Genomic DNA, 23,452 nt, shown 5'->3' with positions numbered 1-23,452 from the left:
ATACCTCCTTACTAATTTTGAGCTGCTGCTCCTCCAACAATTTCAGATATTTCTTGCGTAATCGCACCTTGCCTAATTCTATTAAATTTAAGCTTTAATTTGTCTAATAGATCATCTGCATTTTTTGTTGCTCCGTCCATAGCTGTCATTCTTGTACTTTGTTCACTACATTTTGAACTTAATAAAATGCTTCTGATTTTTCCTTTTAGATAAATATTAAGAGCATCTTCTAATACTATATCTAAATCCGGCTCAATAAGAAATGATCCTGTTGTTCCTTCAGATTTACTTATAGGCAAAATCTTAACTGACTTTGTTTCTTGTTTAACTGATGATATAAAGTCAGAGTATACAATATTCACCTCTGATACATCACTATTTAAATACATTTCAAGAGCTTTATCAAATATTTCTTTTGCTTCGCTTACTGTTGGCACATCTTCAATCCCAACATATTCTCCTACTGGTTCTATCTTAATTCTCTTTAAATAACCAAGACCTTTGCTTCCAACTAAAACAATCTTTGCAGTATCCTTTTTATCTTTAATTTCACTTACTAATTGAGATACTACACTACTGTTAAACCCACCGCACAATCCTGAATCTGATGTTATTACTACATATAGTTTATTTTGACTATCATTCCCTTCAAAATAAACATTGCTTCCTTCTTCACCAGCTGTAGTTGCAAGATTTCTTACGACAGGTTCAGTTATATCAATAAACTTATTGTTTACTGCTAACTCATTTTTAGTTTTTCTTAACTTAGAAGTGGCAACAAGTCCCATTGCATTAGTGATTTTTCTTGTATTTTCAACTGATTTAATTCTCTTTTTAATTTCAAGAAGTCCAGCTGCGCCCATTATCTCCACCTCCTAAGAAGGGCATAGCTTAAGAATTTAAGCTATGCTTCTTGTAAAAATATCTTTTTAAACTCAACTATTGCTTCCTCTAACATAGATTTTATTTCATCAGTTAAAGTTTTTCCTGTAATAATTGATTTTTCAATTTCTCTATGATGAGTATCAACATACTCTAAGAATTCTTTTTCGAATCTCTTTATATCGCTAACTTTAATGTCTGATAAGAAATCATTAACAGCTGCATATAATATTATGATTTGCTTTCCAACTTCAAGTGGACTATATTGATCTTGTTTTAATACTTCAACTAATCTCTTACCTTTTTCAAGTCTTCTACTAGAATCGGCATCTAAGTCAGATCCAAATTGTGAAAAGGCTTCTAGCTCTCTATATTGTGCTAGTTCTAATCTTAAAGTACCACTTACCTGTTTCATAGCTTTAATTTGTGCACTACCACCAACTCTTGATACTGATATACCTGCATTTACTGCTGGTCTTTGTCCTGCATTAAATAAATCAGATTCTAAGAATATTTGACCATCAGTGATTGATATAACATTAGTTGGTATGTACGCAGTAACATCTCCAGCTTGAGTTTCTATAATTGGAAGTGCTGTTATTGATCCACCACCTAATTCTTTAGATAGCTTCGCAGCTCTTTCAAGTAATCTTGAATGTATATAGAAAACATCTCCTGGGTAAGCTTCTCTTCCTGGTGGTCTCTTAAGTAATAATGACATTGCTCTATATGCAGTTGCATGTTTTGAAAGATCATCATATATTATTAATACATCTTTACCTTGATGCATAAAATATTCTCCTATGGTACATCCAGAATATGGAGCCATGTATTGAAGTGGAGCTGATTCTGAAGCTGTAGCACTTACAACTATACTATAATCCATAGCACCCATTTCAGTTAATGTATTAAATATATGAGCAACTGTAGATTGCTTTTGACCGATAGCAACATATATACAGATAACGTCTTTACCCTTTTGGTTTAATATTGTATCTATAGCTATAGCTGTTTTACCTGTTTGTCTGTCTCCAATGATAAGTTCTCTTTGTCCTCTACCTATTGGAATCATTGAATCTATAGCTTTAATTCCAGTTTGTAATGGCTCATTAACAGAACTTCTATCAATTATACCTGCTGCTGGAATTTCGATTGGTCTAGTTTGGCTTGTGTTTATAGGACCCTTACCATCAATTGGTTCTCCTAATGCATTAACAACTCTTCCAATCATTGCTTCGCCTACAGGAACTTCAACAACTCTTCCTGTTCCTTTAACTGTATCGCCTTCTTTTATTCCTTTTTCTTCTCCTAAAAGAACACAACCAACATTATCCTGTTCAAGATTTAAAACCATCCCATATACATTATTAGGAAATTCTAACAATTCCCCTTGCATACAATTATCTAATCCATAAACTCTTGAAACACCATCTCCAATTTGGATTATAGTACCAGAATCTACTGTTTTAATATCTTTTTCGTATTTCTCTATTTCCTTCTTTATAATAGAAGTTATTTCTTCTGGTTTAATATTCATGGATTCACCTCTATTCTTTCTTAAGCATTAATTCTTTCATTTCTTCTACCTTTGATTTTATAGTTCCATCAATAATATCATTTCCAACTTTAACATAAACTCCGCCTAGAAGACTTTTGTCTATTTTAGTATTAAATATAATATTTTTTTCGTACTTTTTTTCAAAGATAGCTTTTAATTGTTCTAATTCTTCATCTAAAAGTGGTACAACTGTTTTAACTATACCTCTTATAGTATTTCTTCTTTCTAGATCAATATTTTCCATTTGACCTAGTATTTCTCTTAACTGAAGAATTCTATCCTTTTCAATCAATATCATCATGAAAGAAAGTAATTCTCCATCAATTTTTCCTTTAAACAAATCAGTAAATAACTGTTTCTTTTTTGCTGTGTTTATTTTAGGATGATTAATTACTTCATAAAACTCTTTATTTTCATCAAATATATCACATATATCTGTTAAGTCTCGTAAATATTCATCCACTTTATTATTCTTTTCAGCAATTTCATACAGAGCTAACGCATATCTTTTCTCTAAATACTCCTGCATACTTACATACCTACCTTAGCAATAAAATCGCCAATAAGTTTTCTATGTGTTGCTTCATCTACTTGCTGCTCTAATGCTTTAACTGAAAGCTCTACCGCTAAATCTACTGCTTGTTTTTTAATCTCATATTCTGCTTTTTCTTTTTCTCTTTCAATTTCTAAGTTAGCTCTTTCTTTTATTGAATTTGCTTCCACTTTTGCATTTTGAACAATTTCCTCGTAAAGTTTATCACCTTTTGCTCTTTGAGCTTCAGTGATTTTCTTACCTTCTTCTTTAGCTGATTGTAAAATTTGTTCATTCTTTACCAAATACATTCTAGCTTTTTCAGCATCTTCATCTGCTTTACTTATCGTTTGATTAACGAGATTTTGTCTTTCTTCAATTATTCCTTTGATTTTATCCCAAAAGAAATGTTTTAAAATCAAGATTATCAGACCAAAATTAATCCAATTGAATATAATTGTTGATACATTTACTTCCATTTTTACTTATATCCTCCCTTCGGAGTCAATGCAATTAACTCATACAAATTTATTATCTGTTCATTAACATAAATGCCATTACTAATCCATATATTGCTGTAGTTTCACAAAGTGCTGCACCTAATATGAAAAATGTCATTACTCTTCCTGATGCTTCTGGTTGTCTTCCTACTGCTTCAACTGCCTTACCAGCTGCAATTCCAATACCTACTCCTGCTCCAATACCAGATAATACAGCTATACCAGCTGCTAGAACTCCTAAACTCATTATGATTCCTCCTAAGATATTAATTAATTTTAATTTTTTAATAATTTTCTAAACTTATTCTTCTGCTATTTGTTTGATATTAATCATAGTTAGCATTGTAAATACTATCATTTGAATTAATCCATCAAATAAATCGAAATATGCGTGTAATATTACAGGTATACCAAATTGTGCAAAAATTGATATTGAACTCAATCCATGATACACCAATTCTAATAATATTACTGCCGCAACCATGTTACCAAAAAGTCTTAGCGCCAAAGACATTGGCAAAATAATTCTTTCTATTATGTTTAATGGCAGCATAGGGATAAATGGATGTAACAATCCCTTTCCAAACCCAAGTATTCCATTCTTTTTAATAGCATTTAAATTCACTACTAAAAATGTGGTTATTGCGAAGGATGCTGTTATGCTCAAATCACTTGTAGGTGGCTTAAATCCTAATAATCCAACTAGATTTAGTATTAGCAAATAGATCATTAATGTTCCTATATAAGGCAGAAATGATTCATATTCTTCACCCATAGTACCAACCATAAAGTCCCTTATTGTTTGATAGACTTTTTCCAAAGCCGCTTGGACCTTGCCAGGTTTTAACTTCAAGTTTTTTGTTAATAGAAAAGCACCTATCCCTAAAATTGCGATAACAATCCATTCAATTATTATCCCTGCAGTAATATCTACTGTAACGCCAAAAATTTCAGGTGAAAATATAGGTATCACGGGCTCCACTCTAAACACTTCCTTTCCTATTTTCTTTAATACGAAAAACTATAAGTAGTACATAATGTGAAACAAAGCCTATCATATAATATATTACGTATTTTATATTTCCTAAAAACGGAAATACTGTAGCAATTATGAATGCCATCCTAATAAAATACGTAGGAATTATAATCCATGCTCTATTTTTATCCAAAAATTTCCCAACGATATAACCACTTGCTAGAAAATTTATTAGCGACACACACATGCCTATCATATAGATTCCTGCATTTATAAAGGTGGAAATTAAGACTATTATTAAAGATATCAATAATCCGCTCCCCAAATCGTATTTTATCGTTTGTAGAAGCAGTTTATTCACTTCTTTATTCATACATAACCCCCTTAACCTCAATATCAGTAATTATATCTTTATATTTATCTTTAATAAAACACTATTTAAAAGTAAAATCAGCTTATTTTTACTTTATAATGAATTTATATTTCATATGCTCGTGAATGCTCAGCTAATATTGGTTATTTCTTCATTTTTCTCATTTAATGATTTTTAAAAGCTTGTTTGATTCAATTTTCTAAATATTCTGTAACATTTATCTACAAAATATTATTTTTGTTAACATTTTCATTACAAATTTTGTCATCAATTTTCAAAAATTTGGTGAATTTTATACTATTTTTGGGTTTTATAAAGCTATACTTACTATTATACATTTCATATTATTGAATACAGAAATTAATCCTTATTCAATATTTATTTTTTTTAATCTATAATTACCAAATTTATATGTATTATTATTTAGCAAATCCTCACATTAACTATGTTATGAAGTATATAAAACACCTTAATGAAATATATGATTAAAAACTCTTTCATTTTTTCCACTGATTTATATATAGTAATTATTTTGATAATATTTTCACCCCTTCTATCAGATGATTAATGTACATAATAATTTTGATTTTTTTACTGACCTTATCTAATTTAATACATGCATTTCTATTTTCTTCTTTTCATTTTATTTTATACTTATATTTAATAAAAAAAGGTTACCATGAAAATTATCATAGTAACCTTTTTAAATCTTAATTTATATTAAACTCTTTCAACGATAAGAGCTGTTCCCATTCCGCCACCTATACAAAGTGTAGCTAATCCTTTTTTAGCATCTCTCTTTTCCATTTCATGAAGAAGAGTTACTAATATTCTTGCACCTGATGCTCCAACTGGGTGACCTAAAGCAATTGCTCCACCATTTACATTAACTTTTGACATATCGAATTTTAAGTCTTTAGCAACTGCTAAGCTTTGAGCAGCAAAAGCTTCATTAGCTTCGATTAAATCTAAGTCTTCTACTGTTAAGTTAGCTTTTTCTAAAGCTTTCTTAGTTGCATGGAATGGTCCATAACCCATGATAGCTGGATCTAATCCTTTTGAACCGTAAGAAAGTATTTTAGCCATTGGTTTAAGTCCTAATTCTTCTGCCTTTTCTGCACTCATAACAACAAAAGCTGCTGCTCCATCATTAATACCTGATGCATTACCTGCTGTAACAGTACCATCTTTAATAAATGCTGGCTTTAATTTAGCTAAAGTTTCTGCTGTTGTTCCGAATCTTGGGAATTCATCTGTATCAAATACTTTTGGTTCTCCCTTTCTTTGAGGAATAACAACTGGAACTATTTCATCTTTAAATCTTCCTGACTTGATTGCTGCTTCAGCTTTTTGTTGAGATGAAGCTGAGAAAGCATCTTGTTCTTCTCTAGTTAATCCCCATTGTTTAGCAATATTTTCAGCTGTAACTCCCATATGATAGTTGTTAAAAGCATCCCATAATGCGTCTTTTATCATTGTATCAACTAATTTACCATCGCCCATTCTTTGTCCCCATCTTGCTTTGTCCAATGCATATGGAGCAGCTGACATATTTTCCATACCTCCAGCAACAACAACATCAGCATCTCCTGCTTTAATCATTTGAGCTGCTAAACTAACTGCTCTAAGACCTGATCCACAAACCTTATTAATAGTCATAGCTGAAACTTCTTGTGGTAATCCAGCTTTTATTGTTGACTGTCTTGCAGTATTTTGACCAAGACCAGCTTGAATTACATTACCCATAATAACTTCTTCAATTAATTCAGGTTTTACTCCAGCTCTATTTACGGCTTCTTTAATTACTAAAGCTCCTAAATCTACTGCTGAGACATCCTTTAATGCTCCACCAAAACTACCTAACGCTGTTCTTACTGCACTTACAATAACTACATCTCTCATGTTTGACCTCCTAAAATTTTATAGATTATTTTATTAACTTTCGTTAAATTATTAACATAACTAAATTATACCTTTTATTATTTCTTTTATCAAGCATAAATTGTTAAAATTTAAACAAACTTTATCTTTTAAATTCTTCTACTTCTCTTGTTGTCAAACCAAAATATTTTAATATAGCATCTGCTATTCTTCTAGATGCAATTCCATCTCCATAAGGATTTATAGATTTACTCATTTTACAATAAGCATCAGGGTTTCTAAGTAATTCGTTTGCCTCTGATACTATTTGATCTATATTAGTTCCAACTAGCTTAACAGTACCTGCCTCTACAGCTTCTGGTCGTTCAGTAACGTCTCTCAGCACAAGTACAGGCTTTGCTAAATGTGGTGCTTCCTCTTGCAATCCCCCTGAATCTGTCATAACCATAAATGATTTATTCATCAAATTATGAGTTTCCTTAGTATCTAATGGTGACAGCAAGTGAACTCTTTCTTTTCCTCCAAGTCTCTCATAAACTACATCTTTAACTACAGGATTCAAATGAACTAAGTACACTAATTCTACGTCTTCATTCTGTTCAACTATTTTGTTTAATGCTATACATATATTTTGGATTCCTTCTCCCCAGTTTTCTCTTCTATGAGCAGTGATCATTATTACTTTCTTACTAAAATCAATATTATTTAGCTCTTCGTTTTCAAAGATGTAATCATCTTCAACTGTATGTTTCATAGCATCGATTACAGTATTTCCTGTAACATATATATCACTCGCATTTATTCCTTCCCTTAGTAAGTTTTCCTTCGAACCTTTAGTTGGTGCAAAATGTAAATCAGCTAGACTTCCTGTAAGTTTTCTATTCATTTCCTCTGGAAAAGGAAAATACTTATTAAAAGTCCTTAGACCAGCTTCAACATGCCCAACTTTAATTTGCTGATAGAATGCAGCTAAAGAACCTGCAAATGTAGTTGTAGTATCTCCATGAACTAATATCATATCTGGCTTTTCTTCTTTAAAAACTTCCTCTAACCCTTCTAAAACTCTACTTGTAATTCCTGTTAAAGTCTGTTTTGTCTTCATTATATTTAAATCAAAATCAGGTTTTATGTCAAATAACTCTAAAACTTGATCTAACATTTCTCTGTGTTGAGCCGTCACGCAAACTTTCGATTCAATCTCTTCTCTTCTTTCTAATTCCTTTACTAAAGGTGCCATTTTTATAGCCTCAGGTCTAGTTCCAAAAATCGTAATAATTTTCTTTGTACTCAAATTATTTCCTCCTATATTTAAGCAATTATAGATTTTTCTCATTCTATTTCTAAGTACTGTCTTTATGTATATTTAAAATCAAGTTAAACTTAATTCAGGCGTAGTTTAGTCTCCATCTGAATCTTAGTTGAAACTTATCCAGCGCCGTGCAGCCGTTATCTCCTCATTAAAGGAAAAAGCGTATTACGCATACTAGCTATCTGGTAAAGTTTATACTTTAAAAATAAATCCAACTCGCAATGCTTGTTGGATTTATTCAAATATGCAAATTCTAAAAAATTAATATCCTGCGTCTTTTACTATTCTTAGAGAGTCATCGTCTTCTATCCATGAATCTACACTTATTTCTCTATACTCCTGCTTTGAATCCCTTATAATAACATTAGAAATTCCAGCATTAATTATCAATCTCTTACACATGGAGCAAGAGTTTGCATCCCTTACATATTCTCTTGTTTTTGCATCTCGTCCTACTAAATATAATGTAGCTCCAATCATATCTCTTCTAGAAGCGCTTATTATTGCATTAGCTTCACTATGTACACTCCTACACAACTCATAATGAGTACCTCTTGGAACTTTCAACTTTTCTCTTATGCAACTATTCAAATCCATGCAATTTTTTCTACCTCTAGGTGCTCCTGTGTATCCAGTAGAAATTATTTCATCATTTTTAACAATTATAGAACCATAGTTTCTCCTTAGACAGGTTCCTCTCTCTAAAACTGTTTCAGCAATATCCAAGTAATAATTTTTCTTATCTCGTCTCTCCATTTTCTATATTCCCCCCAGTAAAATTATCTTGGGTCATTCAGAAACTTATGTAGATAGCTTTTAATTCTAATAGATTACTAATTACTTAGTACCAAATAATCTATCTCCAGCATCACCAAGACCTGGAACAATATATCCATGTTCATTTAATTTTTCATCAATTGATGCTAAGTATATATCAACATCATCATGTGCTTTTTTAATAGCTTCTATACCTTCTGGTGCGCCAACCAAGCACATTAATTTTAAATTTTTTGCTCCTCTATTTTTTAACATAGTTAAAGCATCTATTGCAGATCCACCTGTAGCAAGCATTGGATCAACTACTATAATATCTCTTTCTGCAATATCTTGTGGCATTTTACAAAAATATTCAACTGGTTGAAGTGTTTTCTCATCTCTATATAATCCAATATGTCCAACCTTAGCTGCTGGTATTAAATTAAGTACTCCATCAACCATTCCGAGACCAGCTCTTAAAATAGGAACTACAGCCATCTTCTTTCCTGCAAGCATTTTACATTTAGTAACTGCCACTGGTGTTTTTACTTCTACTTCTTCTGTATTTAAATCTCGTGTGACTTCATATGCCATTAACATTGAAATTTCTTCTACTAATTTTCTAAAATCCTTCGAACCTGTTTTTTCATCTCTTAAGATTGCCAACTTATGTAATATTAGTGGATGATTTATTTCTACAACTTTGCTCATTATTATTCCTCCAAGTTTGCTTTTAGTATTTATAGCCCTTTATATTTATATACCCCATTTAGCTTTCTAATAATGTAAATTAATATTGTTGCAGCATAGCTACTTTTTTCTAACCTAAATGATCTTGATTGCAGCATAGCTGCTTTTTTCTAATGTGTATACTTTTTTTCAATATCTGAAATCTTATCTATTCTTTTTTGGTGCCTATCTCCTTCAAATTTAGCTGATATAAATGTTTTTACTATATCTAAAGCAAGACCTGCTCCAACAACCCTTTGACCCATAGTTAATATATTAGCATTATTATGTTCTCTTGTTGCATGAGCACTAAATGTATCTGAACATAGCGCTGCTCTAATTCCTGGTACCTTATTAGCTGCAATACCAATTCCTATTCCTGTACCACATATTAATATACCAAACTCATATTCTTTTGCAGCAACCGCTTCTGCTACTGGTAATGCAATATCCGGATAATCGCAAGAACCTGTTGAATATGTGCCAAAATCCTTAACCTCATACTTTTCACTTTCCAAAAACTTTATGATTTCATTTTTAAGTTCAAATCCACCATGATCGCATCCAATTGCAATTTTCATAATTAAATCATCTCCTAATTTATTTTGTGGTTTTTCAACATGCATAATTATTATACATTTATAATATCAAATCCAGCAGCTTTATTTAATCTATTCATAATAGCTACCCCTACACCTTTTTCTTCATATCCTTCTGCAAAAACCAAATCCGCTCCTAGGTCATCACACTTTCTCAATGCTTCAAATAAACTTCTAGCAACTGTTGATAAATCACTTAGACTACCTAATACTATACCAGTTCCTTCTGTATATTCATCAACATTTTGTTCAACAGTGAGGATACATACTTTTTTACCTTTTTCTATATTATAGTGTACCATTTCACGGATTTTTTCAATAGTTTTTTTTCTTTCCCCAGAAATTATTGTAACTTTAGCATTTGGTGCATAATGCTTATACTTCATTCCAGGAGCCTTTGGCTTTAAGTTTTCACTTGGTTTTTCCATTATAGCTTTATCTATTTCAATTCTTGGATCAACTTCTCTAAGCATCTCTAATGTAATACCACCTGGTCGTAAAACTATAGGTGGTACTACTGTGCAATCCACTATAGTAGATTCAACACCTATGTCACTCTGTTCTCCTCCAAGAATATAATCAACTTTCCCATCCAGATCCTCTATGCACCTCTGAAAATCTGTCGGACTCGGTCTCCCACTTATATTAGCAGAAGGCGCTGCTATAGTTGTCTGAGATAATTCAATGAGTTTTCTAGCAACTTCATTATCAGGCATTCTTATTCCGATAGAGTTTAAATTAGCACTTGTTACATTAGGTATTATATCTTTCTTACTCAAAATTATTGTGAGTGGCCCTGGCCAAAATCTATTTATAAGTTCATCAGCTACTTTCGGTATTTCTTTTGCATATAGATCAAGTTTCTTCGACGAAACATGAATTATAAGTGGATTGTCTTGTGGTCTTCCTTTGGCCTTAAATATCTTCTCTACAGCTTCTTCATTAAGCGCATCTGCACCCAACCCATAAACTGTCTCCGTAGGAAAAACTACAGTACCGCCATTTTTTATACATTCAGCAGCTTCTCTGATTTTCTCTTCATCCTCACTAACATTTTTGATCATACTAATTTTAGTTTTCAAACATATTACCTTCTTCCCCTAATTCTAAACTTATTGTTTCTAAAAAATTCCTGATTAAACTATAAGCTGGCCTCTTGATATTTTTATATTTTGTATACTTTCATCAGTGTAAATAGCTTTAACACAATTCCTGTATATTGAATCTAATAATAAATACTTCTTCAATCCACCTCTTTTTATTACTTGAAAATAATACTCTTTCTGAGAATTTAATTGTTTTATAGAATTATAATCTTCGATAATTTGTGGATATCTTCTTAAAAAGCCATCATCAACAGGTCTTAACCCCTTATTTTTAAAAACAACATTTGTTATTAAAACTATTTCCAAATCATAGTCAGATTTATTTGTATGTACCAATACAACTTTATCGCATATAATTAAATATTCTTTAATGGAAATACCGACCTTGAAAATCAACCTATTATTTAAGCACCTATATTCAACAATATAGGCATTCATCTTAATTATAATAGCTATAACTATTAAAAATTCTATAAAAATTACATAACTAATATAAAAAATAGTAGTTAATCCGGTTATTATTAGAACTGTTGGAAGAAAAAACGCAATAATAACCATGGTAATTAAGAAAATTTTTAAATGTAATCGCTCTTTTTTTACAGCCTTATATATATCCATAATCAATCTCCAATGTACTTTTAAAGCCCTACATATATAATGCAAGGCTTTGCTTTATAGTTATTACATTTGTGTGTTTCCCATTAATTTCATCTTTTCAGCTTGGTCAGCTGTAATAAGTGCATTTATCATTTCATCAATATCTCCACCCAAAAATGTATCTAACTTATATAAAGTTAGTCCTATTCTGTGGTCTGTAATTCTTCCTTGAGGATAATTATATGTTCTAATTCTTTCACTTCTATCCCCAGTTCCAACTTGGCTCTTTCTATCTTCTGCTATTCCTTCTGCTCTTTCTCTTTCTGCCTGTTCATATAATCTTGATTTTAAAACTTTCATAGCTTTTTCTTTATTTTTTAATTGTGACTTTTCATCTTGACATGAAACTACAAGCCCTGTAGGCAAGTGAGTAATTCTAACAGCTGAGTCTGTAGTATTAACGCACTGTCCTCCATTTCCTGAAGCTCTAAATACGTCTATTCTAACATCTTTATCTGCAACTTCTATTTCAACATCATCTACTTCTGGTAGCACTGCTACTGTAGCTGTTGAAGTATGAATCCTTCCACTTGATTCAGTATCTGGTACTCTTTGTACTCTATGCACTCCACTTTCATATTTTAATTTAGAATAAGCGCCATTACCTTTGATCATAAAAACAACTTCTTTAAAACCACCAAGATCTGTTTCATTCAAACTCATGATTTCTACGCCCCATCGTTGAGTTTCAGCATATCTTGTATACATTCTAAATAAATTGTATGCAAATAGTGCAGCTTCTTCACCGCCTGCACCCCCTCTGATTTCAACAAATACGTTCTTATCATCATTAGGATCTTTTGGTAATAATAAAATTTGTATTTCTGTTTCTAGTTGTTCTTCTCTATTTGTGAGATCAGCTATTTCTTCATTTAACATTTCTCTCATCTCTTTATCGCTTTCACCGCTTAACATTTCTTTGTTAGCTTTTAAATCTTCAACTACTTTCTTATATTCCCTATAGCTATTAACTATAACTTCTAAGTCAGCATGTTCCTTACATAGTTTTCTCCATTCATTCTGATTCTGCATAATTGATGGATCACTTATTTTCACTGATAATTCATCATATTTGTTTTCTATAAATTCTAATTTATCTAATAACATTTGATCACTCCGTACTTCTTTTTTCACATTTCTACATTATATCATATTTTAATCACTTAACCAACTAACCTCATTTATAAATTGTGCATACTATGTCTTCTTAACTCGTTCTTATATCTCAAAGATCTGTTTCAATTAAATTTTAATTCCAACTACCACCCTATCAAGGCTAGCAAAATCTTTAACAATTTTAACATTAGTAAAACCGTTATTTTCCATTAATAGTTTTACCGCTTCTCCTTGATTATATCCTATTTCAAATGCTAATATCCCATTTTCTCTCAATGTATATTGGCTTTGGTCAATTATTTTTCTATAAAAATCTAATCCGTCATTTCCACCGCTTAATGCAGTGTGCGGTTCATAATTTTTTACATCCTCCATTAATTTCTCAATTTCACATTCCTCAATATACGGAGGATTTGATACTATAATATCATACATTTTATTATTTTTTATCGACTCTTCTAACAAATCACTTTTTATAAAGAAAACCCTATCTTCTAACTTATTTTTCTCTATATTAATTAGTGATACTTTTTCAGGAATAGGATAATAGTCTATTAAATCAACTTTTATATTTTGCCTAAAATGTGCTAATGATATACCAACCGCACCTGACCCAGAACACAAATCGCATATTTCCATTTCTTGATTTTCTTCTATAATTTTAAGAACTTCATCTACAAGTATCTCTGTATCCCCTCTTGGTATTAAAACACCTTCTTCAACATAAAATTCGATACCCATAAATTCACATTTATTTAGAATATATTTTACTGGCATTTTATTTCTACGTTTTTCAATCAAATCAAAATACTTTTCAGCATCTTCCTTACTCACTTCATCTTCTTTATGTGTAATTAAATAAACCCTATCTTTTTCAATAATATTTCCTAACAATAGCTCTGCATCTAACCTAGCAGTATCTATTCCATTTTCTTTTAATGTCGATGTACCAGTTTTTATTAACTCTTCAATATTTTTATTTGGATCTTTTATTCCTTCTGCTGCTTTCAACGATGCAATAGCTACTTCAATTTGGGAATCATCTGGTTCTTTAGTTGTTAACAGTTGCAACTTAAGACCAGGATACGCTATTATTTGAGCTAGTATGCTGTCATTTTTACCAAGCCATTTTATTATCTCATAGCTAATCCCTGTAACTACTGGTATAAGAACAATTCTAAGAGCTAACCTTTCAACAATTCCACCCCACCCAGTAAAAGAAAATACTATAATGCTAACAAACATTACCAAAAACAAAAAGTTAGTACCGCATCTTGGATGTAATCTTGACTGTTTTCTAACATTCTCTACTGTTAATTCTTCCATAGCTTCATAACAGAATATCGTCTTATGTTCAGCTCCGTGGTATTGAAACACTCTATATATATCGTTAAGTTTGCTTATAAAAAACATGTAAAGCAAGAGAATCACTATTCTTATAAGAGCTTCAATCAGGTTCAGCATTACATTGGAAATACCTGCACCTTTGAAAACTGATGCTATGCCTGTTGGCAATGCAACGAAAAGTCCTATGGCAAAAAGAAAAGAAATAAACATAGTTATTGCCATTAATACACTATTAGCCTTTTCTCCCAGTTTGTCATCTAACCATTTTTCAAATTTAGAAGGTTCTTCATTATCTTCTTCCAAAAATGATGCTGAGTAGTTTAATGATTCCATTCCAACCTTCATTGATTCTACTAGTACAAAAAAACCTCTAAGAAAAGGTATATTTAAAATCGGATATTTTTTTGTCACTGGTCTATTATCTTTAAAATCTATTTCTATATTCCCTTTAGGAGTTCTAACAGCCGTCGCAAGATTTTTACTTCCTCTCATCATAACACCTTCTATGACAGCTTGCCCTCCAACATCACGTCTTTCCATTTATAAAAATCACTTACTCTCCTAATTAATTTTCTTTGTATTTATAGTAGCACTCTCCACATAATGACTCATATTCAACATTATCTTCATCATCAATTGCGATTTGTTCTCCCTCAAATACAAATTTATTATTTATTTTTCTTCCATTAAATATAGCTTTCCTACCGCATGCACAGATTGTTTTCATTTCTTCAATACTATGAGCCAACAATAACAATCTTGTACTACCTTCAAATCCATTTCTTTTAAAATCAGTTCTTAGACCATAACATATTATAGGTATATTAATCTTTACAGCAATTTCAAATAACTGATCTATTTGTGATTCTCTTAAAAATTGAACTTCGTCTACTAGTATACAGTCTATTTTATTATTTTCTTTTATATAATTACTGATTATTTGAAAGATATCATCCTGATCTGAAACTAATAAATCTACCCGCCTATTTACTCCTAACCTAGATACAAGTGTGTCTCCACCTTTGTTATCAATTCTAGGTTTAATAATTACCACCTTCATACCACGTTCTTCATAATTATAAGCAACTTGCATTAAATGAGTTGATTTTCCAGAATTCATGGCCCCATATCTAAAATATAATTTACTCATCTGTAAAATACTCTCCTTATTTAAGGTATCATAATCGATTATATCATTTAATAGTGATCATAAAAAGACATTTTTATATTATTTACATACACGGATTTATTATTGACGCTAAAATTCTACTATGATATAATATGGTGGTTGTTATTGAATAATTAACATAGTTTATATAATTGAAAGAGGTGAAAAATAATGAGAGAAGGCATACATCCAGAATACCACCACAATACAGTGGTTAAGTGTGCATGTGGAAACACTTTCACTACTGGTTCTGTTAAAGAAGAACTAAAAGTTGAAATATGCTCTAAATGCCACCCATTCTTCACTGGTAAACAAAAAATTGTTGACGTTGGTGGAAGAGTTGATAAATTCAACAAGAGATTCAACCTTGGCAGCAAGTAATAACTTTATGAGGAAAGACGATGTCTTTCCTTTTTTATTCAATTTTCTAATATATTAGAAATATAGATTTTACTGCAATTGTTTGCAAACTTATACATACTTAAAATTTAAATAACTAAATTTTAATATATTAGCGTATATAATTTAATATTTAAATTATATACTATACATGGTAAACTATGTAATATAATAATGTTGAAATGAGTGACTTTCATGAAAAAAGTTTTAATCTTAACAACATCTACAGGACAGGGACATAATCAAGCTGCTGCTTCCGTAGAGGAATCATTTAATAATTCTGGTTATGAGATTACAAAGCTTGACTTTTTAGCCAAGAACAGCAAGCTTCTTAACGATATAATTGTAATTGGATATGAGTTTTCGGCATCGAAGTTTCCCAAAACTTATGGTTTCTTTTACAAACTAACTGATACCAAATTAACCAATAAACTATTAAAACTCATCTTCTTTATGGCAAGAAAGAAGGTTTCGAAACTTATAAACAAAATACAACCCGATGTTATCATAGCTACCCATTCAATTAATATTAGCGTAATTTCAGATCTAAAAAAGAATGGATTAGATATACCTTTTATTTTAGTAGTTACAGATTTTAAAGCTCATTATCTATATGTGGATTCTTACGTTGATGCTTATATAACCGGAAGTAACTATACAAAAAAATCTCTAGTAGATAGAGGTATTAATCCTAATAAAATTTATCCAATAGGCATACCTATAAGTAGTAAATTTTATACTGAAGTTACATTAGCAAACGATTTAAAAGATGATGAATATTTTAATTTATTGCTTATGGGAGGAAGTCTTGGATTAACTACTATTTTTACAGTTCTTAAGGAATTGTTAAAAAATCCACACAAGTTAAGAATCACAGTAGTTTGTGGCAAAAATGATAACTTAAAAAATAGATTAATTAGTTATTGTAAGGAAAATAACTTTGAAAATAAAAAACTTCATATATTAGGTTTCACAAAAGATATCTCTTATTTAATGGATTATTGTGATATCTTAATATCAAAACCTGGCGGATTAACTGTTACAGAATCTATAGTAAAGAACATTCCATTAATAATTCCATTTGCCATACCAGGTCAAGAAAATGAAAATATAGATTTTCTAACTAGCGAAGGTTATTCAATATATGTAAAAGACTTAAGCAAGCTGAATGATAAAATAAATTACTTAATAAACAACCCTAATGAGCTATCCAAAATTAAGCTAAAGCTCAAAGAGTTATCATCAACCTATTCTTTAACTAAAATAGTCGATATAGCAGATGATTTAATTTCTAAGAAATAAAAGATGGCCACTAGAATAAAATGGTCATCTTTTTTGTTACCTATTGAATTTTTTTCTGGAATACATCTATAAATTCTTTATTGTCGCCAGTTTTAGATAACATATTAATTAAATTCTCTGTAATATCATCTGAGTTTCCATCTCTATACATCTTTTTCCTTATGGAGAATGCCACTTCTAATTCTTCTTTAGATAAAATTAAATCTTCTTTTCTTGTTCCAGACTTATATATATCTATAGCCGGGAAAATTCTTCTCTCTTGTAGACGTCTATCTAAATGAACTTCCATATTACCTGTTCCTTTAAATTCTTCAAATATCATATCATCCATTCTCGACCCTGTTTCGATTAGTGCAGTGGCTAGTATTGTTAAGCTTCCGCCCTCTTCAATTTTTCTTGCTGCTCCAAAAAACTTTTTAGGCATTATAAGTGCACCTGGATCAAGACCACCTGACAATGTTCTACCTGTAGGAGTTATTGTCAAATTGTATGCTCTTGATAGTCTAGTTATACTATCCATGAGAATAACAACATCTTTTCCTTGCTCAACCATTCTCTTAGCTCTTTCTAATACCATCTGAGCTACCTTTGCATGGTTTTGCGGTTCCTCATCAAAAGTTGAATAAACTACATCTCCATTAATAGACCTCTTCATATCAGTAACTTCTTCTGGTCTTTCATCTATAAGCAAAACAATAAGCTTTACATCAGGATAATTTTTAGATATATTTTGAGCAATCTTTTTTAATAATGTAGTTTTCCCTGCCTTTGGTGGAGCGACTATAATTCCTCTTTGTCCTTTTCCTATTGGGCATATTATATCCATTAGTCTCGATGATAAATCATTACTATCAGATGTTTCTAATTTTAATCTTTCTTTTGGATATATTGGTGTTAATGTTTCAAAAGATTTTCTTCCTATAGCTTTTTCCGGATGTTCTCCATTAACTTTTTGAACAAATAATAAAGCTTTAAACTTCTCAGTTTCCTTTGCTTCTCTTACCTTACCCTCAACTTCATCTCCTGTTCTTAAATTAAATCTTCTAATCTGAGATGGAGACACATAAACATCTTCGCTACTAGTTAAATAGTTTTTACATCTTAGGAAGCCAAAACTATTATTTTCAAGTATTTCTAAAATCCCATTTGCAACGTTGGATTCATTTATCATTTCTTTTAAATTTTCTTTCTTTTCCACATTCCCAATTTCATTTGTCCTAGATTTCACTTCTGAATCATTGCTTTCTTTATTCGCCTCAATATTATTACTTCTAGGCATAACACTTCTAGTCTCTTCTACATTCTTAGGTGCTATATTTTCTCTTAATATAACACCATTCTTTTCTATAAAGTTACTAGGAACTTTCAATATTTCTTCTATTAGCTCATTCTTTTTATATTTAGATATATTTTTCACACCTAAATCTTTAGCAATATCTTTTAACTTTGTTAAAGTCATGCTTTCATATTCTTTTTTTGTCAAGTTCGCACCTCCAATTTATAGATATGAATCTATAAAATCAATTCTTTTATAATTTTAGTTATATTTTATATCGGAAAATTTAACAGTAAGATAGTTAGAAATGATATATATTTGAGAATATTTTAGAATAATACTTGTAAAAATACATTTTCTATTAGTTTGGATATTTATTTCAAATTTAATGCAATATATTAAATTTTATTTTATATAATTCATGATCAATAATTTAAACTACTAAAGTTATTAAAATAAGTTTAATATATAATAAATTATAATACTTATTATATATTAAACTCAATAATAAAACAAATTACTTTGATTTATTTTCTTCTAATGCTGCTTTAATAAATCCTACAAACAACTTATGTGGCTTGTTAGGTCTTGATTTTAGCTCTGGGTGAAATTGTACTGCAACATACCATGGATGATCTTCTACTTCAACAATCTCAACTAATCTTTCATCAGGACTTGTTCCTGCAATTTTCATTCCAGCTTCAGTTATTTGTTTTCTGAATTCATTATTAAATTCATATCTATGTCTATGTCTTTCATTGATAATTTCATTTTTATATACTTCATAAGAGTTAGTATTTTCAGCTAATCTACAAGGATATAATCCTAATCTCATTGTACCACCAAGATTTTCTATATCCTTTTGATCTGGCATAAGATCTATTACTGGATAATTTGTACCTGGGTTTATTTCCGAACTATTTGCATCTTCATACCCTAATACACTTCTTGCATATTCAATTACGGCACATTGCATTCCCAAGCAAATTCCTAGGAAAGGTTTCTTATTTTCTCTCGCCCATTTTATAGCTGCTATTTTACCTTCTATTCCTCTGTCACCAAATCCACCTGGCACTAATATTCCATCAACATCTTTAAGTAATTCTTGAGCATTACTGTTTTCAATATTTTCGGCATTAATCCACTTAATTTCAACATTAGTATTATTAGCATATCCACCATGACTTAATGCTTCAACTACTGATATGTATGCATCGTGTAACTCAACGTATTTACCCACTAATGCTATCTTCACGTTGTTTTTAAGGTTCTTAATCTTTTGTACCATTTGAATCCATTCGGAATTATCAATATCTTTACATCCTAAATGTAATTTTTCACATACAAGATTATCTAAACCTTCTGAATGTAGCATTAATGGAACTTCATATAAATTTTCCGCATCAAGATTTTGAATTACTGATCTTCCGTCTATATTACAGAACAATCCAATTTTAGCTTTAACATCATCTGATAATTCTTTTTCAGTTCTGCATACTATTATATCTGGTTGGATACCTATCATTCTTAATTCTTTTACTGAATGTTGAGTAGGCTTTGTCTTTAATTCTCCTGCTTTTCCCAAGTATGGTACCAAAGTAACATGTATGTAACAAACATTTTCAGCTCCAACTTCACTTTTTATTTGTCTAATAGATTCTAAAAATGGTTGTGATTCTATATCTCCAACAGTCCCACCGATTTCAGTTATTACCACATCAACATCTCTATCTTTTGCTACTTGGTATACTTTATCTTTTATAGCATTAGTTATATGAGGAATTACCTGAACTGTACCTCCAAGGTATTCTCCCCTTCTTTCTTTTTCTATAACAGAACTATATATCTTACCAGTTGTAACATTTGAATTTTGGGTTAAACTTTCATCTATAAATCTTTCATAATGGCCTAAATCTAAATCCGTCTCAGCTCCATCATCTGTAACAAAAACCTCTCCATGCTGATAAGGGCTCATTGTTCCCGGATCCACATTAAGATATGGATCAAATTTTTGAATAGAAATTTTTACCCCTCTATTCTTCAATAATCTCCCAAGAGACGCTGCTGTTATTCCTTTTCCTAGTGCTGATACAACTCCGCCTGTAACAAAAACGTATTTAGTACTCATTTTTATCCTCCCTATGTTAAAATGTTCTTCTAAATTAATATTGACTTTTTCAAAAAGTCATGCTATAATGAAAATCACCCCATAATATAATATGGGGCACTTGTGTTGCTTAATAACATAGGTATTATAATATCACATATCTACTCCAATATCTAGTCTTTTTTTTATAATAAATTGGTCATGCTATTCTTTCCTATATTATCTTCTAATTCAAAGTACTTCTCTCTAAAAAGTCTATTTATTAATAACTTTTCTTCTGCTAGTTTCAAATTGTTACTTATACTCTTAGAAGTTTTTAGATTAAAAACTTCCTTAACTCTCTCAGTATCTAAACAGTGATTATATTTTAATAATAATAATAATATATATTTATTATCTCTATTTTTTAGCAATTCTATAAATTTTTCTTCATCAATTCCGTAATATTCGCATATGTTATTCAATATCTCTATATATTTCAATCCATTTTGCATATATATTCCTCCCTTTGAAATTATATCCCATTTTTTTCTAATTTAATCAACTTATTCCTAAATCTCTTTATACAAAGGGAGTATTTAAATAAATATAGAACCTACTTAATTTAATTTCACACCGATAGTTAAGTTTGTCTTCAATGCAGGCTGTCCACCTATTTCTAGTATGTACATTGCGGTTATTGTTCCGCCCTCTTTGCTAATATCAATATTAAGTTTTTTAGTATCTATTTGAAGATCCATAACACCGTACGGCGTTTTATATAGAGATATTGTTCTATGATTATTTCTAAATTCCATTTTAGTTTCTGTAGTGCCTTCTCTTATTAAATCAAAAGAATCATTTCTTATTATTATAGTAGTCTTTGTCCCTTCCATCCCTGAAAGCTTTGTTTCCTCATACTCTACCTTAAATCCATCTTCTATTTCATGGAAATCTCCCGGAGTTACTACACCTACAAGATCCTCTTCATTATCCAACACATAACTATCCACCGTTATAATAGCTTTTTTCTTCATATTTCCCTCCACTTATAATATATTATATTTGAAAATTTTTTTAACTTGCAGAAGTAAGCTTTATTAAATTCATTTGACAACTATATAAATTTTGTGAATAAAACTTCCAAATATCCTATTAATCTTATTTAAATATATCTCGAAATATTTCCACTATTTTAAACTTTATCTTTATATTATTTCCATCAGCTTGCTTATCTTCTACATTTTCAGTTGAATCGTCTTTAGATTCTAATCCAAAACTTTTTCCATTTGACTTTATTTTATTCTCCGTTTTATCATATTCCACTTGTGCCTTTGATTCGTCTACAAAACATAGTGGAGGAAACATTACACACCACCAGTTCCTTCCTTGTCCACTTCCTATAATTATTCTAAAGGCCTCATAATTTCCTTGCGGCAAAGTGATATTACCATAAGACTTATCAGGAAAGTTTTCCCTAGACAATTCAACTTTTACATCATAATCATAATTATTATCCTTAATTACCTCTTGTGCAAGTGTTTTAACATCTTCCATCTTATCTTTTATAATTTTTCTTGATTCATCTAATGACTGTGAAGAATTTAAATAAGGATATAGATAATCTATAACTCTATTCTTAACTTTTAACTTCAATTGCTGATCATCATCGTTATCACTATTAGCAATAACATGAAATCTTATTAATGAATCTTTAACCTCGTCGTAATTGAGCACCCTCATATTATTCTCGTTTTTATTACTTTCTGTTGCAATTAAACTATTTACCAAACTTGTACTATTACCTCCGCTAATGCTTGTACATCCAGAAAATATATTTATACTTAATGTTATTAAAACTACCAATACTATTTTTTTTAATTTCAAATATTTTATCATAAACAAACCCCCTTGTAGCTAAAATTATTACCACTTGGAGGTTTTTTATACATTCAATTTGAATTAAATTGTTCTTGTTATAAATACATCTTTATATTTTTTTTTCATTTCATCATAACATAACTGCGCTTTTAGCATATCATCAAAAAAAGCAAAAACAGTCGGCCCACTACCACTCATCATTGTACCTATAGAGCCAATAGATTTCATTTCTTCCTTAATGTTAGCAATAACTCTATGTTTCCTTAAAGTCACATTCTCTAATAAATTTTTCATATTATTTGCTACAAAATAAACATCATCATTATTCATATTTTCTATTAAACTATCTATTTTAGGATGAAATACAACTTTTGATAAATCAAAACATTTATAAACTTCTTTTGTTGATACACCAAAAGGTGGCTTTACTAAAACTATTATTTTATCTTTAAATGATTTTAATTGGGTAATTTTTTCTCCTATACCTTCGCAAAGTGCTGTTCCACCTTTTATGCAATATGGTACATCAGCTCCTAGTTTTAGCCCTATAGATTTCAATTCTTCATCACTTGCATTTACATTAAACATCTTATTCATAAGCTTTAAAACTCCTGCTGCATCAGTACTTCCGCCTGCCAATCCAGCTGAAACAGGTATATTCTTAGTTAACTTTATATCTACTCCCTGACTAATAGAATAAGTTTCCTTAAATATTTTCGCTGCTTTATAAGCTAAATTTCTTTCATCTGTAGGAACATAATGTTTATTACAGTTTAACCTTATCTCAGATTCAGTTTTTTCTATTTCTATTATGTCATATAAATCTATAGTTTGCATTATCATTTTTAATATATGATATCCGTCTTCTCTTTTCCCAACAATATCTAAGGCAATATTTATTTTGGCATAAGCCTTAATCTTCATTATCTTATTCCTTTCTTAACATTTTGACAATATTTTATCATAGGTAAAAAATCTTGTCTAATTAATAAATTAAAAAAGGATTAATAATGCTTTTT

Annotated in this window: 25 protein-coding genes; 2 read left to right on the top strand and 23 right to left on the bottom strand. The window is 30.2% G+C overall.

Annotated features, from left to right (window positions below; all coding sequences use genetic code 11):
- Positions 1 to 11: 11 nt before the first annotated feature.
- From atpG to PZA12_RS02400, 17 genes are all read right to left on the bottom strand, one after another.
- Positions 12 to 863 (bottom strand): ATP synthase F1 subunit gamma, encoded by an 852-nt coding sequence (gene atpG / locus PZA12_RS02480; protein WP_103699363.1) that lies wholly within the window; start codon positions 861 to 863, stop codon positions 12 to 14.
- 41 nt (positions 864 to 904) lie between these two features.
- Positions 905 to 2,419 carry a F0F1 ATP synthase subunit alpha gene (gene atpA / locus PZA12_RS02475; protein WP_077837987.1) on the bottom strand — a complete coding sequence of 505 codons (1,515 nt, stop codon included), beginning with the start codon at positions 2,417 to 2,419 and terminating at the stop codon, positions 905 to 907.
- Between the two features lie 10 nt (positions 2,420 to 2,429).
- Positions 2,430 to 2,969 carry a F0F1 ATP synthase subunit delta gene (locus PZA12_RS02470; RefSeq protein WP_078115795.1) on the bottom strand — a complete coding sequence of 180 codons (540 nt, stop codon included), beginning with the start codon at positions 2,967 to 2,969 and terminating at the stop codon, positions 2,430 to 2,432.
- Positions 2,970 to 2,971: 2 nt separating this feature from the next.
- Positions 2,972 to 3,451 (bottom strand): F0F1 ATP synthase subunit B, encoded by a 480-nt coding sequence (locus PZA12_RS02465; RefSeq protein WP_023974852.1) that lies wholly within the window; start codon positions 3,449 to 3,451, stop codon positions 2,972 to 2,974.
- Between the two features lie 52 nt (positions 3,452 to 3,503).
- Positions 3,504 to 3,719, bottom strand: a complete 216-nt coding sequence (gene atpE, locus PZA12_RS02460) for an ATP synthase F0 subunit C (RefSeq protein WP_017209887.1) — start codon at positions 3,717 to 3,719, stop codon at positions 3,504 to 3,506.
- A gap of 54 nt (positions 3,720 to 3,773) precedes the next feature.
- On the bottom strand, positions 3,774 to 4,454 hold the full coding sequence (locus PZA12_RS02455; protein WP_171773307.1) for a F0F1 ATP synthase subunit A: 681 nt from the start codon (positions 4,452 to 4,454) through the stop codon (positions 3,774 to 3,776).
- Position 4,455: 1 nt separating this feature from the next.
- Positions 4,456 to 4,821, bottom strand: coding sequence for a hypothetical protein (locus PZA12_RS02450; protein WP_078115793.1), 366 nt, complete (start codon positions 4,819 to 4,821; stop codon positions 4,456 to 4,458).
- Between the two features lie 720 nt (positions 4,822 to 5,541).
- Complete coding sequence (locus tag PZA12_RS02445) at positions 5,542 to 6,723, bottom strand: acetyl-CoA C-acetyltransferase (protein WP_077837992.1); 1,182 nt, start codon at positions 6,721 to 6,723, stop codon at positions 5,542 to 5,544.
- A gap of 121 nt (positions 6,724 to 6,844) precedes the next feature.
- On the bottom strand, positions 6,845 to 8,035 hold the full coding sequence (wecB, locus tag PZA12_RS02440) for a non-hydrolyzing UDP-N-acetylglucosamine 2-epimerase (RefSeq protein ID WP_078115792.1): 1,191 nt from the start codon (positions 8,033 to 8,035) through the stop codon (positions 6,845 to 6,847).
- 237 nt (positions 8,036 to 8,272) lie between these two features.
- Positions 8,273 to 8,767 carry a deaminase gene (locus PZA12_RS02435; protein WP_011967758.1) on the bottom strand — a complete coding sequence of 165 codons (495 nt, stop codon included), beginning with the start codon at positions 8,765 to 8,767 and terminating at the stop codon, positions 8,273 to 8,275.
- Between the two features lie 81 nt (positions 8,768 to 8,848).
- Positions 8,849 to 9,478 carry a uracil phosphoribosyltransferase gene (gene upp / locus PZA12_RS02430; RefSeq protein WP_077837994.1) on the bottom strand — a complete coding sequence of 210 codons (630 nt, stop codon included), beginning with the start codon at positions 9,476 to 9,478 and terminating at the stop codon, positions 8,849 to 8,851.
- 149 nt (positions 9,479 to 9,627) lie between these two features.
- Entirely contained in the window at positions 9,628 to 10,077 is a 450-nt protein-coding gene (gene rpiB, locus PZA12_RS02425; RefSeq protein ID WP_078115791.1) for a ribose 5-phosphate isomerase B, read from the bottom strand.
- Between the two features lie 50 nt (positions 10,078 to 10,127).
- Positions 10,128 to 11,177 (bottom strand): L-threonylcarbamoyladenylate synthase, encoded by a 1,050-nt coding sequence (locus PZA12_RS02420; RefSeq protein WP_077842712.1) that lies wholly within the window; start codon positions 11,175 to 11,177, stop codon positions 10,128 to 10,130.
- A gap of 54 nt (positions 11,178 to 11,231) precedes the next feature.
- The gene (locus PZA12_RS02415) at positions 11,232 to 11,819 is read right to left on the bottom strand and encodes a hypothetical protein (RefSeq protein WP_011967754.1); all 588 of its coding nucleotides are present in this window, start codon (positions 11,817 to 11,819) and stop codon (positions 11,232 to 11,234) included.
- Between the two features lie 63 nt (positions 11,820 to 11,882).
- A complete protein-coding gene (prfA, locus tag PZA12_RS02410) occupies positions 11,883 to 12,965 on the bottom strand; it encodes a peptide chain release factor 1 (protein WP_077842713.1) in 1,083 nt (360 codons plus the stop codon).
- A gap of 135 nt (positions 12,966 to 13,100) precedes the next feature.
- Positions 13,101 to 14,861: a peptide chain release factor N(5)-glutamine methyltransferase gene (prmC, locus tag PZA12_RS02405; protein WP_078115790.1), complete on the bottom strand. Its 1,761-nt coding sequence runs from the start codon at positions 14,859 to 14,861 to the stop codon at positions 13,101 to 13,103.
- Positions 14,862 to 14,886: 25 nt separating this feature from the next.
- The gene (locus tag PZA12_RS02400) at positions 14,887 to 15,471 is read right to left on the bottom strand and encodes a thymidine kinase (protein WP_017209894.1); all 585 of its coding nucleotides are present in this window, start codon (positions 15,469 to 15,471) and stop codon (positions 14,887 to 14,889) included.
- A 189-nt stretch (positions 15,472 to 15,660) separates the two neighbouring features.
- On the opposite strand from PZA12_RS02400, the gene rpmE reads away from it, so the two are divergent.
- Positions 15,661 to 15,870, top strand: coding sequence for a 50S ribosomal protein L31 (rpmE, locus tag PZA12_RS02395; protein WP_017209895.1), 210 nt, complete (start codon positions 15,661 to 15,663; stop codon positions 15,868 to 15,870).
- A 213-nt stretch (positions 15,871 to 16,083) separates the two neighbouring features.
- Positions 16,084 to 17,190, top strand: coding sequence for an MGDG synthase family glycosyltransferase (locus PZA12_RS02390; protein ID WP_077842716.1), 1,107 nt, complete (start codon positions 16,084 to 16,086; stop codon positions 17,188 to 17,190).
- 40 nt (positions 17,191 to 17,230) lie between these two features.
- Here the strand turns inward: PZA12_RS02390 and rho are convergent, their stop codons facing one another.
- The 6 genes from rho to ispE form a co-directional block, all read right to left on the bottom strand.
- The gene (rho, locus tag PZA12_RS02385; RefSeq protein WP_078115789.1) at positions 17,231 to 18,673 is read right to left on the bottom strand and encodes a transcription termination factor Rho; all 1,443 of its coding nucleotides are present in this window, start codon (positions 18,671 to 18,673) and stop codon (positions 17,231 to 17,233) included.
- Between the two features lie 310 nt (positions 18,674 to 18,983).
- Positions 18,984 to 20,594 (bottom strand): CTP synthase, encoded by a 1,611-nt coding sequence (locus tag PZA12_RS02380; RefSeq protein ID WP_011967747.1) that lies wholly within the window; start codon positions 20,592 to 20,594, stop codon positions 18,984 to 18,986.
- Between the two features lie 164 nt (positions 20,595 to 20,758).
- A complete protein-coding gene (locus PZA12_RS02375) occupies positions 20,759 to 21,067 on the bottom strand; it encodes a hypothetical protein (RefSeq protein WP_078115788.1) in 309 nt (102 codons plus the stop codon).
- A gap of 105 nt (positions 21,068 to 21,172) precedes the next feature.
- Complete coding sequence (locus tag PZA12_RS02370) at positions 21,173 to 21,589, bottom strand: DUF1934 domain-containing protein (RefSeq protein WP_011967745.1); 417 nt, start codon at positions 21,587 to 21,589, stop codon at positions 21,173 to 21,175.
- Positions 21,590 to 21,713: 124 nt separating this feature from the next.
- Entirely contained in the window at positions 21,714 to 22,451 is a 738-nt protein-coding gene (gene spoIIR, locus PZA12_RS02365; RefSeq protein ID WP_078115787.1) for a stage II sporulation protein R, read from the bottom strand.
- Positions 22,452 to 22,514: 63 nt separating this feature from the next.
- The gene (ispE, locus tag PZA12_RS02360; protein ID WP_077842721.1) at positions 22,515 to 23,357 is read right to left on the bottom strand and encodes a 4-(cytidine 5'-diphospho)-2-C-methyl-D-erythritol kinase; all 843 of its coding nucleotides are present in this window, start codon (positions 23,355 to 23,357) and stop codon (positions 22,515 to 22,517) included.
- Positions 23,358 to 23,452 lie beyond the last annotated feature (95 nt).

Origin of the sequence: Clostridium beijerinckii, assembly GCF_036699995.1 — a bacterium.
Taxonomy (GTDB): domain Bacteria; phylum Bacillota; class Clostridia; order Clostridiales; family Clostridiaceae; genus Clostridium; species Clostridium helianthi.
The sequence above is the reverse complement of the archived record's forward strand: the minus strand, read 5'-3'. Positions and strand labels throughout refer to the sequence as shown.